This is a genomic window from Clostridium sp. (assembly GCF_036569345.1).
Classification (GTDB): domain Bacteria; phylum Bacillota; class Clostridia; order Clostridiales; family Clostridiaceae; genus Clostridium_AD.
In genome coordinates this window covers 1-21,158 of sequence record NZ_DATCQT010000135.1, presented here as the reverse complement: position 1 = coordinate 21,158, position 21,158 = coordinate 1, and the positions used below count along the sequence as shown (strand labels likewise).

General features: G+C 34.3%; 16 protein-coding genes. 5 read left to right on the top strand and 11 right to left on the bottom strand.

All coding sequences use genetic code 11. The annotated features are described in order from the left end of the window. Positions 1-10: 10 nt before the first annotated feature. The 3 genes from VIM70_RS13180 to VIM70_RS13170 form a co-directional block, all read right to left on the bottom strand. Entirely contained in the window at positions 11-937 is a 927-nt protein-coding gene (locus VIM70_RS13180) for a transketolase family protein (RefSeq protein WP_331946229.1), read from the bottom strand. Then, on the bottom strand, positions 937-1,770 hold the full coding sequence (locus VIM70_RS13175) for a transketolase (protein WP_331946228.1): 834 nt from the start codon (positions 1,768-1,770) through the stop codon (positions 937-939). Before VIM70_RS13175 ends, VIM70_RS13180 begins: the two co-directional genes overlap by 1 nt. Before the next feature lie 302 nt (positions 1,771-2,072). Next, positions 2,073-2,774 (bottom strand): FadR/GntR family transcriptional regulator, encoded by a 702-nt coding sequence (locus tag VIM70_RS13170; RefSeq protein WP_331946227.1) that lies wholly within the window; start codon positions 2,772-2,774, stop codon positions 2,073-2,075. 537 nt (positions 2,775-3,311) lie between these two features. Between VIM70_RS13170 and VIM70_RS13165 the strand changes: the two genes are divergently transcribed. Together VIM70_RS13165 and pyk are read left to right on the top strand one after the other, a co-directional pair. After that, on the top strand, positions 3,312-4,184 hold the full coding sequence (locus VIM70_RS13165) for a cation diffusion facilitator family transporter (RefSeq protein WP_331946226.1): 873 nt from the start codon (positions 3,312-3,314) through the stop codon (positions 4,182-4,184). 155 nt (positions 4,185-4,339) lie between these two features. Next, positions 4,340-5,758, top strand: coding sequence for a pyruvate kinase (gene pyk, locus VIM70_RS13160; RefSeq protein ID WP_331946225.1), 1,419 nt, complete (start codon positions 4,340-4,342; stop codon positions 5,756-5,758). Between the two features lie 95 nt (positions 5,759-5,853). Here pyk and cutC read toward each other — a convergent pair whose 3' ends face one another. Both cutC and VIM70_RS13150 read right to left on the bottom strand, forming a co-directional pair. Then, positions 5,854-8,238, bottom strand: a complete 2,385-nt coding sequence (gene cutC / locus VIM70_RS13155; protein ID WP_331946224.1) for a choline trimethylamine-lyase — start codon at positions 8,236-8,238, stop codon at positions 5,854-5,856. A 303-nt stretch (positions 8,239-8,541) separates the two neighbouring features. Beyond that, the gene (locus tag VIM70_RS13150) at positions 8,542-9,882 is read right to left on the bottom strand and encodes an MFS transporter (protein ID WP_331946223.1); all 1,341 of its coding nucleotides are present in this window, start codon (positions 9,880-9,882) and stop codon (positions 8,542-8,544) included. Between the two features lie 470 nt (positions 9,883-10,352). On the opposite strand from VIM70_RS13150, the gene VIM70_RS13145 reads away from it, so the two are divergent. Further along, entirely contained in the window at positions 10,353-11,318 is a 966-nt protein-coding gene (locus tag VIM70_RS13145; protein WP_331946222.1) for a hypothetical protein, read from the top strand. Positions 11,319-11,447: 129 nt separating this feature from the next. Then, positions 11,448-11,972 (top strand): hypothetical protein, encoded by a 525-nt coding sequence (locus VIM70_RS13140; RefSeq protein WP_331946221.1) that lies wholly within the window; start codon positions 11,448-11,450, stop codon positions 11,970-11,972. Between the two features lie 967 nt (positions 11,973-12,939). Here the strand turns inward: VIM70_RS13140 and VIM70_RS13135 are convergent. The 5 genes from VIM70_RS13135 to VIM70_RS13115 all read right to left on the bottom strand — a co-directional run bounded on the left by VIM70_RS13135 (position 12,940) and on the right by VIM70_RS13115 (position 17,243). Next, the gene (locus VIM70_RS13135) at positions 12,940-13,686 is read right to left on the bottom strand and encodes an IclR family transcriptional regulator (protein WP_331946220.1); all 747 of its coding nucleotides are present in this window, start codon (positions 13,684-13,686) and stop codon (positions 12,940-12,942) included. A gap of 154 nt (positions 13,687-13,840) precedes the next feature. Further along, positions 13,841-14,293 (bottom strand): YhcH/YjgK/YiaL family protein, encoded by a 453-nt coding sequence (locus tag VIM70_RS13130; RefSeq protein WP_331946219.1) that lies wholly within the window; start codon positions 14,291-14,293, stop codon positions 13,841-13,843. Positions 14,294-14,325: 32 nt separating this feature from the next. Next, positions 14,326-15,621, bottom strand: coding sequence for an MFS transporter (locus VIM70_RS13125; protein ID WP_331946218.1), 1,296 nt, complete (start codon positions 15,619-15,621; stop codon positions 14,326-14,328). Positions 15,622-15,637: 16 nt separating this feature from the next. Continuing rightward, on the bottom strand, positions 15,638-16,270 hold the full coding sequence (locus VIM70_RS13120) for a bifunctional 4-hydroxy-2-oxoglutarate aldolase/2-dehydro-3-deoxy-phosphogluconate aldolase (protein ID WP_331946217.1): 633 nt from the start codon (positions 16,268-16,270) through the stop codon (positions 15,638-15,640). A 19-nt stretch (positions 16,271-16,289) separates the two neighbouring features. Further along, on the bottom strand, positions 16,290-17,243 hold the full coding sequence (locus VIM70_RS13115) for a sugar kinase (RefSeq protein WP_331946216.1): 954 nt from the start codon (positions 17,241-17,243) through the stop codon (positions 16,290-16,292). Between the two features lie 531 nt (positions 17,244-17,774). Between VIM70_RS13115 and VIM70_RS13110 the strand changes: the two genes are divergently transcribed. Continuing rightward, positions 17,775-19,190: an IS1182 family transposase gene (locus tag VIM70_RS13110; protein WP_331946215.1), complete on the top strand. Its 1,416-nt coding sequence runs from the start codon at positions 17,775-17,777 to the stop codon at positions 19,188-19,190. 139 nt (positions 19,191-19,329) lie between these two features. On the opposite strand, the gene ltrA is transcribed toward VIM70_RS13110, so the two are convergent. Then, positions 19,330-20,751, bottom strand: a complete 1,422-nt coding sequence (gene ltrA, locus VIM70_RS13105; protein WP_331946214.1) for a group II intron reverse transcriptase/maturase — start codon at positions 20,749-20,751, stop codon at positions 19,330-19,332. Positions 20,752-21,158: the final 407 nt, after the last annotated feature.

Here is a 21,158-nt window from a genome sequence, read left to right as displayed (position 1 = left end):
AAATCCTGATTTATTTAAGCATTTCCTTAGCTGTATTCACTATGTTTTCTATAGTTATTCCGTTAAGCTCCATCAACTTTTCATAAGGTGCAGATTGTCCAAATTGATCCTGAACTCCTATCCTTCTTACTTTACCTTTTCCTTCTTCGGCAACTACTTCACATACTGCACTTCCAAGACCATTTATAATATTATGATCCTCAACAGTAATTACCTTACCAATATTTAAACATTCAACTACAGCTTGTCTATCTAAAGGTTTAATTGTATGCATGTCTAATAGTTTTACATAAATTCCTTCTTTCTCCAATTCATTAGCTGCTTCTAATGCCAAATATACAGTATCACCATTTGCAATAATAGCTATGTCCTTTCCGTCTTTTAACTTCTTTGCTTTACCTATTATAAATTCTTCATTTTCATCATATATTACTGGAATAGCATCTCTTGTAAAACGAAGATATACAGGCCCAGGAGTCTCTGCTGCTTGTTCTACTAGTTTTCTAGTAGAATAGTAATCAGCACCCATAATTACTGTCATGTTTGGGATAGTCCTTAGAACTCCCATATCTTCTATACATTGATGACTAGCACCGTCATTAGCTGGAGTAAGACCTCCATGAGAACAAGCTATTTTAACATTTAGATTTGGATAACAAACTTCTTGTCTTATCTGCTCGATCATTCTTAAGGAACCAAATACAGCATATGTGCTTACAAATGGTATTTTACCAGTTGTAGCGAGTCCTGCAGCCACTCCACAGGCGTTTTGCTCAGCTATTCCAACGTTTACATGCTGATTAGGTAGCTGTTTTGAAAATTCTCCAGTCTTACATGATTTACCAATATCTACATCAACAATATATATATTTTTATTTTTTTTCCCTAATTTTAATATCTCATCACCGTAAGCTTGTCTTGTTGACTTTTTTATCATTACTCTAACCCCCCTGCTACTTCTTCCATAGCCTTTGCATACTCTTCATCATTAGGAGCAACTCCATGCCATGAAACTACATTTTCCATAAAAGATACTCCTTTACCCTTTACAGTATTCAATACGATACACTTAGGTCTTCCGTTATCCGCTTCTCTCATGTAGTCTAAAGATTCAACTATCTCTTCCATAGAATGTCCGTTTATTCTTGTTGTTTCAAAACCGAAAGCTTTGAATTTCTTTTCTATATCCTGAGTTGGCATTATTTCTTCACAGGTACCATCACATTGAAGTCCATTGTCATCTATAAACACAACTAAATTATCCAAGCCATATTTAACTGCAGTTTGAGCTGCCTCCCATATCTGTCCTTCCTGGCTTTCTCCATCTCCTACTATAACAAAAACCCTGTAGTCCTTTTCATCTCTCTTACCAGCCAGTGCCATTCCAACTCCAACAGAAAATCCCTGACCTAAAGATCCAGTGGAGATATCGATGCCTGGACATTTTTTCATATCAGGATGTCCTTGAAGAATAGATCCATACTGTCTTAAAGTGTGTATTACTTCATATGGAAAATACCCCAGTGTTGCTAATGCGGCATACTGTATCGGACAAACATGTCCCTTTGATAAAATAAATCTATCTCTGTCTTCCCATTTAGGATTTTTAGGATCAATATTCATTTCCTTAAAGTAAAGTGCTGCAACTACATCTGCTGCGGACAAGGATCCTCCCGGATGACCGGATTTTGCTTCATGAATCATTGTAAGGACCGTTTTTCTAAGTTCAATAGCTTTTTTCTTTAGCTCTTCAACACCTATTTCTTTCATTACAATATCACCTCGTTAAATATTTGTCACGTTGTTAACTTGTATAACAAGTAACCTTATAACTTCATTATACTTATTATTCAATGAATGTCAATAAGAAAAGATTTTTATTTTTTAGTTCCAAGGATTTTCTAAAAGTCTGATAACAATGATAATTTATAGGATTACCCGTTCAATAAAATTTAATTTTATCTTTTACCATTATTTTATAAAAACAAAAAAAGATGCTGATAATACATTTTCATGCATTATCAGCATCTTTTTTAAGGTTATATAAAATTTAATGAACTTTATTTTAAAATTTATTCCTTCCAATACCTGTTATATAAGTTATTCATATGTTTCGTCATTACTTCCATTGCCTCTTCTCCATTATGGCTTTCAATGGCTCTAACAATTGATTTATGCTCCTTAACATTAACATCTCTATAATCTGGTTTATTAAAAGTTCTAGTTTGAATAAAAGTCCACATTTCCTGCTCTTTCATTGCCTCAATTATATCATTGGTAAATTTAATAAATAAGTCATTATGACAAGCTTTTGCTATTTCAGTATGTAATTTTACATCTGTTTTTGGATTGTAGATACCAGCAATTGCTTCTTCCTCAAACTCTTTTTCAACCATGCAAATATTCTCAACTTCCTCAGCCGTAGCCCTTTCCGCTGCAAGTTTTGCAATGAAAGGCTCTATAGTCATCCTTGCTTCAACAATTTCTTCCGGTGTCACTGATTCCAATACTGAAGTTGATTTAAGGTTTTCAGTTGTTGAATGGATGCTTAAAACATAAACTCCTTCGCCTTGACGGGAATAAATAAAACCATTCAGTTCTAAAGCACTTAAAGCCTGTCTGATAGGTGCACGACTTACATTGAACTGTTCACACAACTCTCTTTCAGGTGGTAATTTATCACCTATTTTAAATGTACCCAACTGAATTTGGGAAAGAATCTGGTTATAAATTTGCAGATATAATTTTTTATTAGAAACTGGGTTAAAACCCATATCAATCACCTCTTTTAAAAATCACTATTTCCATAATTTAAATCATTTAATGTTGTCTACTTACCAACTAAATAACCTCATAATATTAGTATATTCATCTTACTAAGGTCTGTCAATGCAGTCCTTTCATTAATCATATTTTTATAAATGGATAGTTAATATTTTCTTAACAGATTTTATATTTAACATACCTATCTGTATTAAGATGAATTGGGAAAAGTACAAAAACAAATACAAAGTAAGGAACCTACATTTGTATCGTAAATATCGTTTTCGTAAAGGTAAATGGTGATCTAGTAAAAATAGAAAATCAACTTATATTTATCACAAAAGTTAAGAAGGAAATAATTACTTTTGTGTAACACTTAAAAAATCATCACATAACTTATATTAGAGAAATAACTTTAGTCTGAGCTAACAATATTAACTATTATTCACTAGTTATACCAAAGGAGAATTTAGTCATTTGATAATGAAAAACATATATATTGGTAATCATATTATCATTTAAAAAAGTTTTGAAAGGAATGAATAAAAATGAATAAACAAAAAGCCGCAGTCTTATCTATATTTTCTAATACTGCGTTAATCTTTTTTAAAGTTATAGTTGGAGTATTAATGGGCTCGGTTAGTGTTATTTCTGAAGCAATCCATTCTTCTATAGATCTTTTGGCAAGCATTATTGCTTTTTTCTCTATTAAGATAGCTTCCAAAGCTGAGGATGATGGTCATCCCTTTGGACATGGTAAGTATGAAAATGTATCGGGCTTTGTTGAGGCTTTATTGATTTTACTTGCTGCCATTCTCATAATCTATCAAGCCATAAAAAGAATATTTGAAGGCGGAACTGTTGGGAATGTAGGTGCGGGTATATTGGTAATGCTTTTAGCAGCTATAGTTAACTTCTTTATTTCAATGATACTATTGAAAATAGCCAAGAAAACAGATTCGATTGCCCTAGAAGCTGATGCTATGCATCTTCTAACAGATGTATATACCTCCCTCGGAGTGCTTATTGGGCTTGTATTATTAAAAATAACAAAAATACCAATTATTGATCCAATTACTGCTATACTTGTTGCAGTACTAATAGTTAAGACTTCTATAAACTTAATCAAAAAATCTTTAAATGATTTAGTAGATTCTAAGCTTCCGGATGATGATATTTTAAAGATAGTAAGCATACTTGACTCACATTTAGAAATCACTAGATATCATAGCTTAAGAACTAGAAAAAGTGGCCCCACGCGAGAAATTGATGTGCAAATCCATGTTGTGGAAAACGCCTCACTAGTTGATGCTCATATACTCTCGGATAAAATTGAAGAAGAAATAAAAAATATTCTTCCTGGAGATGCCTATGTAATGATTCATCTAGAGCCAGAAACCCCTATAATAAAGATTATTTAAGTTGCTTTGCCTAGAAAATGTTGTAGAATCTAAATCTATGGAGATACTAACAATAAATTCAATATTTAGTAAACATATTAAAAATTATTATATATTAAATATATCAATGAACAGTAGTTTACGAATTAACTAAAACAGTAAAGGGGATACTAATTATGCAAAGAACAAAAATGATTTTTACAATTGGTCCAACTAGCGATAGTGAAGATATATTGACAGAATTTATGAATATAGGAATGAATGTTACGCGACTTAATTTTTCACATGGCACACATGAAGATCACAAAATAAAAATGGATCTTATAAAAAATCTCAGAGAAAAGCTTAATAAACCCGTTGCTATAATGCTTGATATAAAGGGTCCTAAAATTAGAACCCACAATTTTAATGGAGATAAGGTCCAAATTAATAAAGGACAGTCCTTCACTTTTAGTTGTGGTAAAGAGATACTCGGAAATAATGATATATGTTCTATTTCTTATGGAGATCTTTATCATGACCTTAAGGTTAATGATACAATTTTAGTAGATGATGGTCTTCTTGAGTTTAAAATTATTTCAATTGTAGGCACTGAAATAAATTGTTTAGCTCTTAATTCTGGTTATATAGGAAATCATAAGGGAATAAATGTTCCTAACGTTTCTATTGGTCTTCCTGCAGTAACTGATAAAGATAAATTAGATCTGATTTTTGGATGTGAACAAGATGTTGATATTGTAGCAGCGTCTTTCATAAGAAAAGCGGACGACGTGTTAGATGTTAGAAAGATACTTAATGCAAGTGGTGGAGAAAACATCCAAATAATATCAAAAATAGAAACACAAGAAGGCGTGGATAACATAGATGCGATAATAGAGGTTTCTGATGGTATTATGGTTGCTAGAGGAGATATGGGGGTTGAAATACCAATTCAAAAGGTTCCTATAGTTCAAAAAATGATAATTCATAAATGCAATAAGGCCGGTATTCCTGTTATAACTGCAACCCAAATGTTAGATTCTATGATTAGAAATCCAAGACCTACTAGAGCTGAAGCTTCAGACATAGCTAATGCTATTTTTGACGGTACTGATGCAATTATGCTTAGTGGTGAAAGTGCTAATGGTGCCTATCCATTAGAGGCTGCTTTAACAATGTCTAAGATAGCCATTGAAGCAGAGTTAAATATTGATTTTAGAGCAGCTTTAAATAAAAGAAAATATGAATCTGTTAGCAATATATCAAATGCTATAAGTCTTGCTACATGTACTACTGCTGATGAACTAAATGTATCTGCAATAATAACTGCAACTCAAAGTGGGCATACCGCTAGAATGGTATCAAAATATAGACCAAGGTGTCCAATTATTGCTGTAACACCCAGAAAGCAAGTTGCAAGAAGTTTATCTATTAATTTTGGAGTGCAATCTATAGTTTCAATAGAATTAACTTCTACAGATGAATTAGTGGCAGATGCAGTGAAAAAATGCTTGAATTCAGGATATATAAAAAAAGGTGACATTGTCATAGTTGCAGCAGGGATACCTGTTGGTGAGTCTGGCACTACAAATACGATGAAAATACTAAAAGTTTGACTACACAAATATTTTTGTGTAGTCTCTTTTTTTCTTATTTCCATTAATTTATTTTCACAGTCTTAGCTATCAGGCCAGTTCTCAATAGGTACAGTTTACTCTATTACTGTACGGCTGATGATTTCATCCTGTACTTCCTTGCAAAGTTCAACAAAAAAGGCACAGTATCCAGCAACACGTACAATAAGATCTCGATATTCTTCAGGATGTAGTTGGGCTTGTTTTAATGTTTTGTTATCCACGCAATTGAATTGCATCTCAGCATTGCCCATAATGGAGGCGGTACGCAATAGGGTAATTAATCCCTCCCTGCCTTCCGTATTATCCAAAAAACTACTGGATATTTTAAAGTTATGAGCCATTCCAAGACTCATTGATTCAACATTAATTTTGGATACTGATTTTATGTTTGCCGTTGCCCCTTTTTTATCAGCGCCCTGAGAAGGACTCATTGCGTCAGACAGTGGCAGACCTGAAAGGCGCCCATTTGGTGTTGCTCCAATCATCCCTCCCAGAGGTGTATTAAAGGACTGGGACAAAGTGCCATGGATCTGTCTTGCATAAAGTGACTTGTGCTGATTGATTCTGTGTTCTGTGTAATCGACAATATCGGTGACAATCAGATCGGCATAGTTATCATCATTACCATATTTGGGTGCGTCAAGGCAGTCACGACGTATTTGTTCGTACCCCTCCCAGTTGGCATCAAGGGCTTTTTTAATATCTGCAAGTGTGTACTTTTTATCATCATAAACAAGTTTTTTAATCGCAGCCATACTGTCGACATAAGTACCCAATCCTGCGAATATTGTTCCTGGTCCTTCATAAAGAACGGCGCCACCGGCAGTCACATCCTTACCTGTTTGAATGCAGCCGTCAACAAACAGTGACATATAAGGAGTAGGTGTAACATCCCTGAAAACTTGTTGTGTTATAACAGTACCCCTGGCATTCATCTCCAGCAGATAGTTAAGCTGTCGTTTCACAGCGGCATCAAATTGTTCATAAGTGGTCAATGCCTCAAGTTCTCCAGTGTCCAACCACTGCTTGCTTGGGTAGGACTTTAGAACGCCACGATTGAATACCATTTCAATAGTAATAGGCCATTGTGTAAACCCGCCAGCTGTCCACTGGTGGATACGTCCCGATTTTTGAGGTTCCACACATCCCATAAGGCAATAGTCACGAGCATCTTCAAAATCAAAACCTTTCCTAAGCATCATTTTGATATGTGCATCATCAAAATGGCATGCAGGCATGCCGCCGCCAGCTTTGATAACGTCCACAATTTTTTCTAAATAACGATGTGGAGATTGATTGTGAATACGGCAGGCAAGGGACGGCTGGTATATCTTAACTTTTTCCACAGCATCCATAATCAGATATGTTAATTCGTTTGTGCCATCTCCTCCTTCACGTTTTTGTCCACCTACACACATGTTAATAAAAGGCATATATCCCGCAAAATATTTAGCGCTCGCTTCCGGTGTATACCAAATCATTTCTGAGCATTTGATCATGAAACAACCCATCAATTCAAAAGCCTGCTGTTCGCTTAGCATTCCGTTCTCAATATCTGACGCATAGCAAGGGAATACATACTGGTCAATACGGCCCAGTGATGTGCTACATTGATTCTCTTCCATCAAAAACAGTGACTGTATTGTCCAAATGGCCTGTAATGCTTCATGAAATGTTTCCGGCGGATTAGCTGGCACACGAGCATTGACCTCTGCGATCTTTTTAAGCTCTGCTTTACGTTTTGGATCTTGTTCCTTTTCGGACAGTTCCCGTGCATATGCTGAAAGACGAGCGGCATATGTGAGAATTCCCTCACATGTTTCTATTGCAGCTTGATAAAAAGCAATTTTATCCTTGTCCTCAATTCTGTCAACGGATAAGCCGTCAAGATAAGTTTCAGCTTCAGCTTTAACTCCGTTAATACCCTTTTTAAAAAGGATAATATCATAGCCTGGACTGGTATCCCCGCCACCACTGGTAATATGATAGGTCAAATCACTTATGCACGCTTGGGCGCCGAATTCCCACAAATCTTCTTTACGAAGAGCTTTTTCACATTCCTCCGCTAGAGATTTACCTTTCCAAAATGGAAACAATTGCTCTCGCATAATCTTTTTGTCTTCTTCGCTTATAAAGTAAGGATCCTGTGATCTAGTGCTGATGGTATCTAGTTCATCACGGACCCACTCCCATGCGGTATCTGGCGAAAATGCACCTGCACGTGGTTTGCCACAAGGATGCCCCACTATAAGTTCATGTTCTTGTATAAGCATTGGAGCAGTTTCGCATGCTCTCCTGAATCCTTTGGCCCGAAGCACGTTCCTTGAAAGGTCAGGATACTTTTTGGCAATTTCGGTATATGCTAAAGCGCGACCAATAGTAATGCTTGGCTTGACCTTTAAATATGCTTCTTTCAATAGCTGAAGACGTTTAGGTAGATCTGACTTTTTCTGTGTCATAATATTCCTCCTCTAAAAATGTGAGTACTCCTGTAAACTCTATACTTCCGGAATTTACTCCTTGTAAACATTTTCAACAACATATTAATCTTAACTCAACAAGTCATTTATTTATGGCATAAAACACAATACTTTTTCTGTATATTCCCATTCAATTTTTAATGTTATTGTACTATCGTTACTTTCTTGCACTAATAGTATGCTGATTAATTGTTTTGTTTTAACGCTATTTAGAGTATTAAAAAACCCCTCGAAATCTACTCGAGAGGTTATATATTAATTCTAATTTGATATTAAAATTTGTTAAGTCGCATTGATTTCGTCTAGAGTTTTACCTTTAGTTTCAATACCCCCTAAAGCAACCACTACCGCAACTACTGCGAACACTATAGTTAGCATAAGAAATACATAAGTGAAGCCAGCCTGTTTACCTTTAGTCTCATACACCACTCCAACAATGTAAGGAGCGGCTATGGCACCAATACGGCCAATCGCAGCTGCCCAACCTGTTCCGGTGCCCCTAATACGTGTAGGATAAACTTCTGGCGTATAAGCGTACACCGCACCCCAAGCTCCTAGACTGAAAAAGTAAAGTAGGCATCCAAAAACAAGCACAGTAGCTTCTGATGTCGCTTGACCAAATAAGTATGCAGACACGGCAGTTCCTACTAAGTAGCTTACTAAAACCGCTTTACGACCAATCTTTTCTATTAGATACGCCGCACTGTAATATCCGGGTAACTGAGCAATACTTATAATTAATGTAAATTGGAAACCCCTTACTAAGCTGAAACCTTTGCCGACAAGGAGAGTTGGAGTCCATAAAACAAACCCGTAATAACCAAAATTAATACCTAACCATAAAATCCATAACACAAGAGTACGCTTAAAATAGACTTTGGACCATAAATCCGAAAGCGTGGTATTACTCATTTTTTCATTTCCCAGCTGGCTGGTTACAGCCTCTTCATTATTCTTTACTCCGGCTTGTTGCTCCATTTTACTTACAATTTCATCTGCTTCTTTGAAACACCCTTTTTGTTCCAGGAATAGAGGAGATTCCGGAATATTCCTTCTCAGATAGGCTGCATACAGTGCTGGTATTCCTCCCAATAAAAAGCCAATACGCCAGCCATAAATAGGAATCAAGAGGTATGAAATTAAAGCTGCAACAATCCATCCCCAAGCCCAGAAGCTCTCTAACAAGACAACCATTCTACCGCGCGATTTAGTAGGTGAGAATTCACTAACCAAAGTAGATGCTGCCGGCAACTCTCCGCCCAAGCCCAATCCTGTTAAAAATCGGAAGAACAACAACATGCTAAAGTTAGGCGCGATGCCAGATAATATACTAGCTACTCCATATAACACAAGGGTAAACGTAACGACTGTTCTTCTACCCCATTTGTCAGCAACCATTCCAGCAACAGCAGCACCAATAGCCATTCCAATCGCCGAAGCACTGCCCAATAACCCTAAATCAGAGGGAGTAAGTTTCCACACCTTTCCAATTGCAGCCATCACACCGGCGACCATCCCTTGATCCATGGCATCAAACAGCCATCCGATACCTACTAAAAACAGCACTCTCCAAAGCATGGGCGTAACTGGCAATTTTTCAATTCTTTTCGAAATACTACTCATTTAATTCATCTCCCTTTCTGCTTTAATATATTTTTCTAAGTTTCTCCATCTAAATAACTTTTATCTTTTGTGTATAATACAACTGACATATCTACGACAATAACAACTTCCTTCATAAATACTTGTAATAATATATATTTTATAACCTGAACATTTATATGCCTAGTGTATACACACATATAAATACACTAGTTATATTATAGTGTATACACCTATGTAAATACAATAGTTATATTAATTATTTAAAGCAACAATTTTCGTCATTTTGTGAGCAGTCTAAGGAAACATGAAAATCCGCTTAAAATATTTCTGCTAAAAAGTGCACACCCTATAATCAAGGGGGTACCTAGAATATATAGATTTTCTAATTTAATGTTATACCCATAAGACATAGCATTTCTGATAATTAAAGCATAACCTTTAAATGCTTAGCATAAGATGATATATATTCTGCGAAAGGAACGAACAATATGTATAAGACATATCCTTACTACTTTAACACTCCAATGTGTAGTTTATCCCCTTGTGATATCTGCAAAATGTACTCATGCCCTTACTGCGTTAATACACTAATGTATAACTCTGACTTATCGAGACAATTCACTAATTATGCAAATGATGAGGATAGAAATATAATAGGTTTTATTTCAACATTGAATAACGGAGGTTTTATTGTTCAAGAAGGGAAATTAAGCTATTTAGATATACTAAAGCTGTGCAGTGAAGGCAAAGTTGACAAGTGTTTAGGCAACAACGTAGGTGCTCCATATGCAGTCTGCTTACTTCCGCCAGCCCCCAATCAGGATCCATCAGAAGGACAGGAGCCTCCAATAGGATATAATCCTGATAACCCCAATAACTATCCAGCCAATATAGACTATCTGGCACCGGGATTTACCTCTAAGCTGCGACCTGACGAGGCTATTGTATTAATTGGAAGGACACCTCCTCCCGCCTTGTATTATAGTTTCCGAAGCTATCTCGGATTTGTTCCAAATAAACCAGAAAAAGACTACAGCGAATATATTACGGCTGGTAATGATTATACTAGCTTTTACCACCTAATTTTTGCCAGTCTAGGTGACCAATTAAATAATTATAACCTCTGGACTGATAATACTCCCAAAGGAGCGCCTGGAAATACTTTTAACAGCTCCACAATCATCATTAGCACTGCTGACAGAAACATAAACAAACAAATCCGTAATGCTCTAGGTATAGCCGGGTATAGTCAGGACATTATGAATGATGACAATATCCCTATTGAACTGGTTAACATGGGACTGGAAGTGGGAAAGGATAACTTCATATTTATGATGAGGATTGCATTATGGGCGCAGCAAAATATAGGCAACCAATATCTTAATAATATTGATAAATTTATTAAGGTATTACGCATTACACCTAAAATCCCCCTCCCTAATCTAGCTCCCTAGCAGGTACCAGCCCTTAAAATCAGGGAAACAGGCATTAGTGAATACCAGGTTGTTCCTAACTGCAGGAATGACCTTGATCACCTTCGAAATGAGATTATTGAAAAATATGGAGGTACAGAGTACGATCATGTGGATCTAGATTTTACTATCGGGATTCCTGATAATTATAATGCTATATTACGGGATATTAATGTTTATGGAGATAATAGAGATGCCGTGTATTTTAAAACAGAAAATTTCCAATTAACAAGTGATGATGATTTTGTGATAGTATATGGTATCAATCACGAACGAACAGGAAAAGCAATATATTCCAATGCAAGTTTTTACGGAGCGGAGCTTTTTAATGGAGTTGCCGGAGCTTTCAGTACAGTTCAATTTCCGGATACTGCCTTCGAATTTTTCCCTGAAGGGTATGAAAACGCCGGGTACTATTATGTATATAAAATGGCACGAAAAGTTGATGAGGACAATGTTGTTATCATACCTTACAGCACAGGGAACCCTCTAGGAAAAGCATACGGAGTAGATAATAATCAGGACGCTCTTATAACATTTAGGGTTTATCTGGACAAAATAGCTATGGTTGGTCCATACATTTTTGATATCATCTGGGACCGTATAATTTTTTTTACAAAAAAGAAAAAAACTTGAGCATAATAAAAACAATTAATATAGAAAAAATAAAGTTTTCCATAGAAAAGAGCACTAAAAACTAGTGCTCTTTTCTATGGTACCCAAGGTGCATTCCCCTTTCAAAATTCCAGTATTTCTTATATATACGCAATATCAGGTACCAGTAGTGGCGGAGATGTGGGTGGATGGTTTTTTAGGATTCTTTTTTAATCGTATGGGATTTGTTTGAAGAGTTATATTTTGAGCTTGTTGTAGGGTTTCATACATATGTTCATCAATATATCCTAGACCTAGTAAATCCGATCTACTAGCTATAGTTGCTTGTTTTCTACGTGTTAGTTGTCCAAATTTTTTTTTATTATAGTATCCCCATAAAAATAAAGATAGCTCGATTCCTAAAAATAAAAGGAATCCATTTAGAAAAAAATTGGATACTTTGATTATCTATGAAATACAGTCTTTCCATTTGTTTGGGTAAATAATTATGAAAGTCTAAAAGAGCACCCACAAAATAATATATCACGAGAATACAATAAATCCATACAAGTATTGTAAAAGTTAGTACAAGTGCTTCTCGCCACCAAACTTTTTTTGATTCAATAATAAAGGATCTATTTAAGAACGTATGTTTTATTCCAGAATTTTCAATCAATTTAAAATATATATAATTTTAAAAAATGCACTCCTAAATTCAAAATCTGTAGGTGGTGTGAATTTGTTACATTCTAATCTATAATTTCATGATCTCAGCTCTATTTTCATACTGTATTTCCGCCCAAAAAACAATGGAAAACCCCTAAATTCAAGGGTTTTCCATTGTATCAATATTTAAGTTTTCTTATGGTGGAGGCTATCGAACCCAATTAAATGATACTAATGCGCGTTAAAATAGATTTTGCGTACTAAAACTTTCATCATCATTTAGTCACAAAATTTATCCACTATTAGTTATAAAAATGCAAGGTTTTGTATAACATATTTTTCACTAATTTCCTCCAAGTTTTTGGGAAATTTCATTAGCTGAATCAAGCAAATCTCTGATAATAACATTCTTATTAGAAAGTATTCTTGTTTTTAATCCTGATATACTTATAGCTGCTTCTATGTTTTTGTCTAAAGTAGAAACTGTTGTAGCAATACAGTATAATCCATTCTCGCCTTCTTCATCATCTATAGCATAACCCTGACTTCTAAATTGTTCTAACTGCTCAATAAGTGTGTCCTTATTGGTAATTGTATGTGACGTGATTGGTATTAATTCAATATTCGATAAAATTTCATTTTGTTCCTTTTTCGTCATAGATGACAAGAAAGCCTTTCCTAATCCTGTATGATATAAAGGTCTATGATATCCTGGTTGAGCAGTTGTACTAACAGACCTATTGGAATCAATTTTCAATATATACACAACCTCATTCTGTGCACGAATTGCTAAGAAAACTGTTTCTTGAACTTTTTCCACCAATCTTTGTAATATTGGTTTTGCTAATACACCAATATCAAGAGTTTCCATTGCTACTGCTCCTAATTGGATTAAACGCACTCCAAGAACATATTTTTTTGTCTCATCTCGTGTAATATATCCTAAATCATGTAACGTTTTAACCAAGTTTGAAACACTACTTTGAGGAATATTTAATTTTTTACTTATATCTACTACAGATAATCCGTTTTTATTTTTTGCTAATAATTCAAAAATTTCTAATGCCCTAACTGCTGATTTAACTGCCATTTTTTCTCTCCTAAACATAAATTATATATATATTTCAAATTATAATTATACATGAAACTTATGTTTTTTTCAATGATATAAAGATGAAAATACTACAGGTTGTCTAAATGGCAGAATAGAGCTTAAGAGTTTTACTCAGATTTTATACTAGTTCTTAATCTACTAAAATTTTTACAAGCAATTTTTTAACAAATTGTGTATTATTAACTTTAATGCTTGGCATATGTGCGTCATTTGGTGTAAACAAAGCAAATGCTCCTTCATTAATAGTTATATAATCTCCTTGTCCTTTAACAAATAGAACATCCTTATTTTCTTCATATTCAATTAAAGGCTTCATATCATCAATGCAAGAATAGCCCATTTTTTCTTTTCCTGTGATAATATATTGGATGTCAATATAATTTCTATGTGCTTCCCATAATCCTTTCTCTAAATTTTTTGTTTCATATTCGGAAACAACAGCAAAAATCTTATCATCATCAATTTGATATTTACCTATTTCTATTTGTGACAAATCTATATTTTTAATATATTTAAAAGCTTTCTCAATCCTAGGCCCAAGTTTGTAATATTGTTCGGCATTGCTTAGTTTATCAACTATCATCTCTATCTCTCCAATCTTAACCAATTTTCAAATTATGATATTGTTTCAAATTTATCTTTTATTTCAATTTTATCCTTTAAAAATACTCCATAAGTAATTGCACTCATGATTAACATCATAGAACTTAGAACAAATACAAGTTTAAATGATCCTGTTTTAGAAACAATTATTCCAGTTAATATTGGAGCTATACTACCTCCTAAGTAACCAGCAAAATTCTGAATAGCACCTAATGAACCAACTAATTTTGCAGGAGCAACATCAGTCGCTAATGTCCAAACAACCCCATTAGGCATACTTGAAAATAAGAAACCAGCAGTTAACAATACTACAGAAAGCGATCCACTATTAACATAAGCTACTGGTGCAATAACAATAGAAGCTGCAAGAACTGCAAATATTATTATTGTCTTACGTGCTTTAATAGGGTTAAAACCTTTCTTCTTTATTAGATAGTCAGATAAATATCCTCCCAAGGGAACACCAACAATTCCAGCTAAGAATGGAATTGCTGCAAGCCATCCTGTTTTCGATAAACTAAATCCACGAGCGGTTTTTAAATAAGTTGGAATCCATGTAAGGTAAATCCAAAACACATATATCAATCCGAAGTTACCTACCATCATTGCCCATGTCGAAGGATGCTTTAATAGTAAAGTCCAAGAAATTTTTACTTTTTCTTTATTATTTGATGGTTTAGCATCAACGATTCCTATATTAGAATTTGATTTTTCTTTATAGAATATTAACCAAAGAAACGTAACTACAAAACCTGTCAATCCCAACCCTATAAACATTATTCTCCAACCAAATGAGATTAATAAAAAAGTTAATAATGGAGGAGCAATTGTGTTTGCTATTGGAGGTCCCATATTAATTACAGAAGTAGCCAACCCTCTATTTTTGTCATCAAACCATTTTTGTGTTATCTTCGCACCACAGATGAAAAAAGGAGCTTCTGCAATACCTAAAAGCACTCTTGATGCGTATAGAGATGAAAATGTTTGTGAAAATCCTGCTGCTATAGTTGCAATTGACCATAGTATAGTTGCTGCAGTAAATAATTTCTTTTCTCCATATTTATCTGTTATCCATCCTGCTGGCAAATTAGCTACAGCATAAGGAAGTAACATTGCAGAAAATAAAATACCCATTTGTATCGGACTTAAATGAAACTGAGTTGAAATAGTAGTACCGGAAATACTTAAGTTGACACGATCTAAATAGTTAACGATAGCTCCAAATAACATAACTGCGACAAGAATCCACCCATAATTTATCTTTCCTTTTTTCGGTATAATATTCTTGTTTATAATAGGTGTTGACATAAAGACATCCCCTTTATTATATAGAATTTATTTTATTAACAAATTTAATAGCTTTTTCTGTAAGCTCATTTAAATATTCTTCATTCACTGTAAACTTAGAATTCACAAGCGAACTTCCTAATCCTAATCCTGCAGATCCACACTTTATGTAAGTACCGATATTGTCCAAATTTATGCCTCCAGTGGCGAGTAATGGAATTTGTTCAAGGGGACCTTTAATATCTTTAATATAAGACGGTCCAACACAAGATATTGGAAAGACCTTTATAATATCTCCACCACTTTCAAATGCTTTTAAAATTTCAGTAGGTGTAAATGCTCCTGGAATGCTTACAGCGCCGTATCGTTTTGTCATCTTAATAGTTTCAGCATCAACTGTAGGCGATAAAATAAATTTTGCACCAGCAAGCAGCGCACTGCGTGCGGTTTGTGGATCTAAAACTGTTCCTGCACCAATAATTACTTCATCCCCAAATTCACAAGTTAACTCCTCAATAACAGAAAGAGCCTTAGGCGAATTCATGGTAACTTCTAATACTTTAATTCCACCCTTATTAAGAGCTTTTGCAATTGACAAAACATCAGCAGCTTTTGAGCCACGAATAATAGCTATAATTTTATATTCTAGAATTTTTGATAAAACATTCATTATTTTATAACCTCTTTTCTTAACGATTGATCTCATTGTCATTAGAACTAATCATGTAGTTTTTTAATGTTTCCCTATCTGGTAATCCTTCTATATCTCCATTTACTGTGGTTACAATGGCTCCAATTGCACATCCTATTGACACAGACTCTCGCAAACTTAATCCATCTAAAAGCCCAGATAAAACTCCTGCAGCAAAACCGTCCCCTGCCCCAACTGGGTCAACAACATTCTTAATCTTTACTCCAGGAATAAGCCCCTGATCATCACCGCTTATATAATAGGCTCCTTTTTCTCCAAGCTTTATAATTACTTGTGAAGCACCATTGTTTATAAACTCTCTTGCTATTGATTCATAATCTTTATCACCAAAAATAAATTTACCTTCACTTAATCCCGGTAACACTATATCTGCCATACTAGAAAGCTTTAAAATAGTTTCTCTTGCATATGTGCTATCCCAGAGCTTGTACCTTATATTGGGATCAAATACAACCTTTACACCATTTTCCTTTGCAATTTTTATAGCATAAAAAATACTATCATAACAAGATTGACTAAGTGCAGGAGTAATTCCTGTTATATATAAATATTTAGCTTGCGAAATATACTGTATATCAATATTGTCACAAGTCATTTTACTTGCAGCAGAACCTTTTCTGTAATAATACATTCTTACATCTTTTTCATTCACTACCCCTTTAAAAAATATCCCTGTTGGCGCAGATGAATCCTGTGTCACCATGCTTGTATCTACACCTTCACCTCTGATAGCTGTGATGATAAAATCTCCTAATTCATCTTTACCAATTTTGCTAATCCATCCTGTTTTATGTCCTAATCGAGCTAGTCCTATTAATGTGTTAGTTTCTGCACCTGCACATCTAGAAGAAAATTTACGAGCATATCGTATTGCCCCATTTGCTTCTGGAGAAAATAATACCATTGTTTCGCCTATACCTACTACATCCATACTTGTCCCTCCATATATTCAATATTTTGATCAGATTAAATAAATTTTACCGGATACATAATCATATATATAATGGCATATCACATTTGTGATTTGTATATAACTAGTATATCATCACTTTTTTTTCGTGTCAACGGTTACAAACATTTTTTACTAATAATTATTCTTTTTTTATCTTTATTAAAGTGAAGCTAATATTACCGCTATTCCAACAACCGCAAAATATGATATTAGTTCAGACAGCGCAGCCAATTATAATGCTAGTGTTCTGAACAAGATATTTTAAAATTATTATAAAAAGTATCAGGTTTCCAATATTCCAATAGAAAGCTCATATCATTTATAGTAAAATTAGGTCTTAATCATTTAATCTAATTAAATTAGGAATCGAGTAGGAGCTAAATAATTAATTTATTTAGCGACCTCTCACACCACCGTGCATGAGTCTGTCTAACAATTAATACAGTAAGTTTTAAATCAAAAAGGAATTAGCTCATTGGTGTCGAATATATACTGTAAGGGGTTGATACGATGCCATTTATTGTAGGAGAAGATAGATTCCAAATTAAATTATTGCCTAATATCTTAGATGATTATGTAGATGAGAATAATCCGGTAAGGGTTATTGATGCTTATGTTGATTCATTATGCTTAGAGGACCTTGGTTTCAAAATCTTCGAAGGGACTAGACCAGGTCAGAAACCATATAAGCGGAAGGACATTCTTAAAATATATATATATTGTTATACCAATAGAATAAGGAGTTCACGTAGGATGGAAACGGAAACTAAAAGGAATATTGAATTAATGTGGCTGGTGAAAAAAATCAATCCAGATCATGGAACTCTTTCATCTTTTATGAAAGATAATAAGGCAGCTATCAAGCAACTCTTTAAAGGTTTTATTTTATTTATCAAGGGATTAGGGTTAATAGATGGTGATTTACTTGCAATTGATGGTACAAAGTTAAAGGCTAACAGTGCTAAAAATAAGCATTTCAACGAAAATATAATTAAGAAGAAAGTCGAGTATTATGAGTCTAAAATCAACGAATATATTAATGAATTCATAAATTCTACAATTGATGAAAGTAAGAAATTGGTACTAACTGAAAAAGTTGAAACTTATAAAGAACGAATAAATCAGTTAAATACAATAAAAAACGAATTAAAGAGTGAAGGTAAAAAACAAATTTGTTTGACCGATCCAGATTCAAAATCTATGAAGAATAATGGTAAATTTGAAGTTTGTTATAATGTGCAAACACTAGTTGACAGTACACACAAATTTATAGTTGATTTTGAAGTAACAAATGATGTTAATGATCAAGGCCAGTTATCGAATATGTCGTCCAAAGCTAAAGAAATTTTCGCTGATAAAGTTAAAATTTCTGTAGTTGCAGATACTGGATACTATAATATGAAAGAAATAGTAAATACTATAGACGAAAAAACTGAAGTTTTGATAAAGAGACAAAAGGAAAAAAAGAGTAAAATAGAAAGTGGATTTAATAGAACAAAGTTTACATTTGATAAATTAAATGATACTTACACATGTCCTTTGGGTTATACGCTTCCCTTTAGATGGAATAGTAGAGAAGACGGTAAGGACTATAAACGCTACATTTGCACGGATTATCAAAGTTGCGGAAAGAAACAACTCTGCACATCCTCAAAAACAGGAAGATCTATTAATAGGTTTAGCGATGAGGAGATTATTGAAAAAGTTGATGAAATAACCTTAAAGAAAAATTACATATATAAACGTAGAGGAAGCATAGTTGAGCACCCATTTGGGACAATTAAGCGACATTTTGGGTATACATATTTCTTAACTAGAGGACTTCAATCAGTTAACTCTGAAGGAAGCTTTATTTTCTTTGCCTATAATTTAAAAAAATTGATAAATATACTAGGAACTAGAAAATTGGTAGGCATATTAGGCTAAGAAATATGCCTACTACTTTTTAAAACTTCTTATTGGGGATAATTTTTTAAAATAAATACCATTATTCTACTGTTTTATATAGTTTTTTGTTATTGTTAGACAGACTCACGTACCGTTCGGTATACGGCGTTTCATTAGTTTACGGTTTAACGTGGCTATAGTAATCCGAAAAGAATATGTAGTTATGTTTCTTTAATGTATCATTTGTTAATGAGCGACTCATGATTGGGCTGTTGGAAATTCTCCAATAGCCTTTTCTTGTGTTTGCGAATTCCAATGCTTTACTTTTCTCAATGCCAAGAGAGATTAGTTGACTAAATCTAGTTCTAACTCTCTTCCATTGCTTCCAATAAACCATGCGTATTCGTCGTCGCATCCATTGGTCCACTGTTTTAAGTAATGATTTTATATCTGCAATTTTAAAATAGTTAATCCATCCAATAATGTAACGTCTTAACTTTATTGGTCTTTCTTCATTACTTAATCCATAACTTCTCCCTGTAAGAACCTTAACTTTGGTTCTCATCTTGCTAATAGACTTTGGATGTATTCTCACTCTAACTTCACCCTTGGTTTTATAAAATGAAAATCCAAGGAACTTTAACTTCCATACTAGGTCTACCTTAGTCTTTTCTCTATTTACTTTTAAAAATAGTTTCTTTTCTACAAATGATACAGTATTATCCATAATACGCATTGCACTTCTTTTACTTTTACAATAAATCATAAGGTCATCTGCATACCTTGCAAAGCGGTGACCTCTTGCCTCTAATACTTTGTCTAATTCATTTAACATAACATTCCCAAGAAGCGGACTGAGTGGTCCGCCTTGCATAACACCCTCAATTGTTTCTTCAAAGGTGCCTCCAATTACTACTCCAGCCCTAAGATATTTATGGATAAGTGAGATTACTCTTCCATCCTTAATTGTCCTAGATAAGATTTCAATAAGTTTGCTATGGTCGATTGTATCGAAATACTTCTCTAAATCCATGTCTACTGCGTAGTTATACCCTTCTTGGATATACTGTTGGCATTTACGAATGGCTTGATGAGCACTTCGATTTGGTCTAAATCCATAACTGTTATCTGAAAATTGAACTTCGTACATAGGGCTTAAAATCTGCGCAATTGCTTGTTGGATAACTCTATCAACTGTAGTTGGTATTCCTAACTTTCTTTTCTTAATCCCGTCTTCCTTAAGTATTTCCACTCTCCGAGCGGGATTGGGACGGAATTTCCCATCCATGACTGATTGTTTCAAAGTAATCCAATTTTCGTTGAGATAAGCACGAAGTTCATCGACTTTCATCCCATCTATTCCATGGCTTCCTTTATTTGAAATAACTCGTTTTAAGGCAACTCTTACGTTTCCCTTATCCATAATTTTCTCTAACAATCTGTCATTTACCACGAATCCATTGGTGATGTTGTTTTCAGTTATCTTTGAAGAAGCATACGCTCCTGCATTGCTTTCATGTTCCGCACTATCCTCTTGCCTAGAGCCTTCAAAATTAATTTGAAGTTGGCTGTATTTAATTCCTTCATTAGTAACCTTCATTTACTTTCACCTCCTAATGTTCAGTCCTTCCCAAATATCGTTAACAATATCTGGTACTATGACGTCTGCTGACTTCTCATGATTAACCGTTTTCGACCAAGCTTTGAAATTCATCTCTGCATGTCCATGAGATCTCCCAGGGTAAGACAATTCACTTTCATTCCATTCACCCACATTCTTTACACCTATTTGTCTATGTAGTTATTGGACTTTGTCTTGTTTAGCAGACTCATCCACAAATAGCTTGCCTGAAAATGTTCGTATTCCTTGGGTCGGAACTTTGCCTAGGACTTCCTTCAGTTCACACCTCACGGTGGATACCTTGTCTTCAGCTAGTGGTTGGTAACTACAGACCCCCACAGTGGACTTGCACCACCTAGTTAATTGCCATGCCTGGCACACTAAAA